Raw genomic sequence first — 4,056 nt, 5'->3', positions numbered from 1 at the left:
CGGTGCGGTTGTTCGACCATCCGGTGCTGGGGCGCATCGAACTGGGCTATGTGAAGCTCCGGCCCCGTCGGGGCATGGGGCGGCGGCGCCGGGCGCCCGCCGGAGGCCGGGAAAGGTCTCGTGGGTGGGAGAAACCACGGCCAGCCGGGGAGGGCGGCCACGCCCGCCCCGTATGATGACGACGCAGTGCTGAAATTTCGTCCCGTTCCACGAGGTAAGTCCGGCCTTCTCCCGACCACCGCACGGCGCGTTCTGCTCCCGCTGGCGGTGGTGTTCGTTGTGCTGGTAACCGCCGGCTGGCTGTCCAGCCGCGCCGAGCCCAGGCCCGACGTGTACGAGCAGGAGCTCGGCGCCTGGGAGGACGGTCACGTCGCCGGCGGTCCGCTGCCGGATCCGGACGCGTCCCCCGCCCGCCTCACCGACTTCTTCGCCGGGCTGTCCGTCGCCCAGCAGCGGCGGCTGGCCGAGCGGTACCCGCTGGTGGTCGGAAACCTCGACGGCGCCCCCGTCCAGCTGCGCTACCTCGCCAACCGGTACGGGCTCGCGGAGGCCGTCGTCGCCGAGCGGGCCCGGATGAACGACGAGCGGCTGTCGCCGACCGGGCAGCGGGAGGCCGGCCGGCGGATGCACCGTTACGAGTCGATGCTGTCCGAGGGCCGGCAGATCCTCGCCTTCGACCCGACGGGGCGCGGCCGGGCCGCCGAGGTGATGGGGGATCTGGAGTCGGCCGACCGGATCTCCGTCGTCGTGCCCGGCGTCGACAGCGGCCTGCTGAACTTCGAGCGCACCGCCGGCAGGTACAGCGCCCCCGTCGGCATGGCGCAGGCGCTCTACGACGAGGAGCGGGCGGTGGCCGACGGGGAGTCGACCGCCGTGATCGCGTGGGCCGACTACGACGCGCCGCCCAGCATCGCCATGTCGGCGGCCACCGCCGAGCTCGCCACCGCCGGCGCCGACCGGCTGGTGGACGCGGTCGGGGCCCTGCCGGGCGACGCGCGGGTGGCGCTCTTCTGCCACTCCTACGGCTCCGTGGTGTGCGGGGTGGCCGCGGCCGAGCTGCCGGGCCGGGTGAGCGACATCGCGGTGGCCGGCAGCCCCGGCATGCGCGCCTCCGACGTGGGTGACCTGGGCACCACGGCCCGGGTCTGGGCGATAAGGGCGAACGACGACTGGATCGAGGACGTTCCGCACATGGAGATCGGCCCGATCGGCTTCGGCCAGGACCCGGTGACGCCGGACTTCGGCGCCCGGCTGCTCAGTGCTGGTGGGGCCGAGGGGCACAGCGGCTACTTCACCCCGGGCGAGACGAGCCTGACCAATCTGGCCCTCGTCGGCACCGGCGAGGTGAACGACGTGACGTGCGCCCCCGGCGTGCTGTCGTGCGCCCCGCTTGACCCGTGCGCCTCCCACGCCACATGACCGACAGAATGTGACAGGAACACACCCATCCGGGGGAAGCCGTTTCGTCAGCCCCGGAGCTTACGATGACCCGCATGGGTGATGTGCTGGCCGGAATCCACTCCACATGGGAGTTCGACACCGACTCCGTGCTCATCCGCTTCGAACGGGGAATGCGCACACCAAGGCTGCTCCAGGTGCTCGGCGAGCGCCGCATCCCCTACGAGGCGTTGAGCTCGGTAGACCTGGTGCGTGGCCCCCGCAAGGGGACGGTGGTGCTGCACGCCGTCCCGCGCCTCGGGGCCGATCCACTGCTCGACGTCGCGGCGGGGCAGCTGCGGGCCTCCGCCGACCCGTACCGGCTGTTGCTACCGGTCGAGCGCGAACTGCTCGCCGACTACTACGCGAGCGAGCTGCGCTCCGCCCTCGGCCCCCGGGCCGACGAGGAGGCCGGCGAGTACCTGGTGGCCGCTCCGCCGGCGCCGCTGAACTTCAAGGCGTACGACGGGAAGGTGTCCTTCGACGGCGCGGTGGTCTCCTTCCGCTGGTTCTGGACGGGCGCGTCGTCGGCCAAGTGGAAGGCGGGGGACCAGTCGTTCGCGGTGACGGAGCTGGCCGAGGTGGAGTGGCGTTCCCCGGAGATAGCCGGCGGCCACCTGCGGCTGCTGCGGCGCGGCAAGGACGGCAAGCCGGTGGAGGGCACCGAGGCGGCGGACCAGGACCCGGCGGCCGTCGTCTTCGGCCTCGGCTACGGCCTGGTCCACGAGTCGCTGCCGCTGGCCGCCGCGGTCCTGGAGGCCGTCCGCGCGGCCGAGTCGTCGGACGCGCCCGCCCACCGCAACCACCGGGCCGACCCGGCGGACATCGCGGACCGCATCCGGCACCTCGGCGAGCTGCACTCGGCCGGGCTGCTGACCGACAAGGAGTTCACCACGAAGAAGACGGAGCTGCTCGCCGAGCTCTGACCCCAAGACACCGCGCCGGCCGCCTCCCCCCGTCTCGCGGGGGAGGCGGCCGGCGCCGGTCGGGGTGGGTCAGTCGCGCGAGGCGGACGAGAAGGTCATGTCCGCGTAACGGTCGCCCGCCACCCGGCCCGCGATCTCGTCCAGCTCGGCGAGCTCCTCGGAGGAGAGGCCGAGCCGCGTCGCCGCCGCGTTCTCGGTCACCCGGGTCGGGCGGCGGGTGCCGGGGATCGGCACGACCGGCAGGGCCCACACGTCGGCCTGCCGCTGCACCCAGGCCAGCGCGACCTGCCCGAGGGTGGCGTCGTGGGCCTCCGCGATCCGGCGGATCGGCTCCAGCAGGGCGCGGTTGGCGGTGGCGTTGTCGCCGACGAAGCGCGGCTGCTGGCGGCGGAAGTCGTCCGCCCCGAGCTCCTTGGTGGCGTCGGTGAACGAGCCGGTCAGGAAGCCGCGGCCGAGCGGCGAGTACGGCACGAAGGCCACGCCGAGGTCGCGGGCCGCCGGGACCGCCGTCCGCTCCACGTCCCGGGAGAACAGGGACCACTCGGACTGCACGGCCGCGATCGGGTGGACCGCGTGGGCCGCCCGCAGCTCGGCGCCGGTGACCTCGCTCAGCCCGAGCCACCGCACCTTGCCCTCGGCGACCAGCTCGGCCATGGCGCCGACGGTCTCCTCGATCGGCACCGCCGGGTCCCTGCGGTGCATGTAGTAGAGGTCGATCACGTCGACCTCCAGGCGCTTGAGGCTGTCCTCGACGGCCTGCCGGATGTAGGGCCGGTCGTTCCTGATCAGCCGCTTGGTCGGGTCGGCCGGGTCGAGTTGCAACGCGAACTTGGTGGCGACGGTGATCTCGTCGCGGTGCGCGCGGACGAACGGGGCGAGGAACTTCTCGTTCTCGCCCAGGCCGTAGAAGTCGGCCGTGTCGTAGAAGGTGACGCCGAGCTCGAGCGCGCGCTCGAGCGTGGCGCGCGCCTCGTCCGTGTCGGTGGGGCCGTAGGCGAAGCTCATGCCCATGCAGCCCAGGCCCTGGACGCCCACCTCCGGGCCGCCCTCGCCGAGACGTACAGTGTCGATCGTGGTGTCACTCATGCTGGGTGAAGCGCCCTTTCCGATACCGCGGTGGCCTCTGCGTAGAACTCGATCTTGAAGTTGAGTACGGCGAGCGTATCCCGCAGCTCGCTGATCCTGGCCTGAACGTTCTCCCTGGTGGCGCAGAGCAGCGCGCGCCGCTCGTCGTAGGTGTGGTCCCCCTCCCGGACGAGCTCGGCGTAGCGGACCATGTCGGCGACCGCCATGCCGGTGAGCCGGAGCTTACCGACGAACGCCAGCCACTCCAGGTCACGGTTGCTGTATCGCCGCTGACCGGTGTGTGAACGGTCGATGTGCGGCATCAGGCCGATGCGTTCGTACCAGCGGAGCGTGTGGGCACTGAGCCCGGTGTGCGCGACCACCTCGCTGATGGTGTAGCGGTCCTGCCCGTCCGGCCTGGGGTGCGCGCTTTCCACGGACACACAGGAGTCGTCCTGGGCGGCGTCGCCGACGTGCTCGTCGCCAGGTCCCGGTGGTGTCAGTCGCTGCGTCAGGGTCATACCCGAACGCTAAGAGCTTGGAGTGCACTCCAAGCAAGCCTCCGCCAAGAAAAACGGAAACCTCCATTCCTCTCCCCCGGTGTGGTATCCCCACCTGTCTCTTATAC

4 protein-coding genes are annotated in these 4,056 nt (G+C 71.9%); 2 read left to right on the top strand and 2 right to left on the bottom strand.

The features are described from left to right. Nucleotides 1–279: 279 nt before the first annotated feature. Complete coding sequence (locus tag E1283_RS33165) at nucleotides 280–1,419, top strand: alpha/beta hydrolase (protein WP_243745272.1); 1,140 nt, start codon at nucleotides 280–282, stop codon at nucleotides 1,417–1,419. A 74-nt stretch (nucleotides 1,420–1,493) separates the two neighbouring features. Further along, the gene (locus E1283_RS33160; protein WP_132821874.1) at nucleotides 1,494–2,363 is read left to right on the top strand and encodes a DUF4429 domain-containing protein; all 870 of its coding nucleotides are present in this window, start codon (nucleotides 1,494–1,496) and stop codon (nucleotides 2,361–2,363) included. A gap of 69 nt (nucleotides 2,364–2,432) precedes the next feature. Here E1283_RS33160 and E1283_RS33155 read toward each other — a convergent pair whose 3' ends face one another. Then, nucleotides 2,433–3,449 carry an aldo/keto reductase gene (locus E1283_RS33155; RefSeq protein WP_132821873.1) on the bottom strand — a complete coding sequence of 339 codons (1,017 nt, stop codon included), beginning with the start codon at nucleotides 3,447–3,449 and terminating at the stop codon, nucleotides 2,433–2,435. After that, complete coding sequence (locus E1283_RS33150; RefSeq protein WP_132821872.1) at nucleotides 3,446–3,949, bottom strand: MerR family transcriptional regulator; 504 nt, start codon at nucleotides 3,947–3,949, stop codon at nucleotides 3,446–3,448. Before E1283_RS33150 ends, E1283_RS33155 begins: the two co-directional genes overlap by 4 nt. Between the last annotated feature and the right edge of the window lie 107 nt (nucleotides 3,950–4,056).

It is taken from the genome of Streptomyces hainanensis (assembly GCF_004348415.1).
Classification (GTDB): Bacteria; Actinomycetota; Actinomycetes; order Streptomycetales; family Streptomycetaceae; genus Streptomyces; species Streptomyces hainanensis.
The sequence above is the reverse complement of the archived record's forward strand: the minus strand, read 5'-3'. Positions and strand labels throughout refer to the sequence as shown.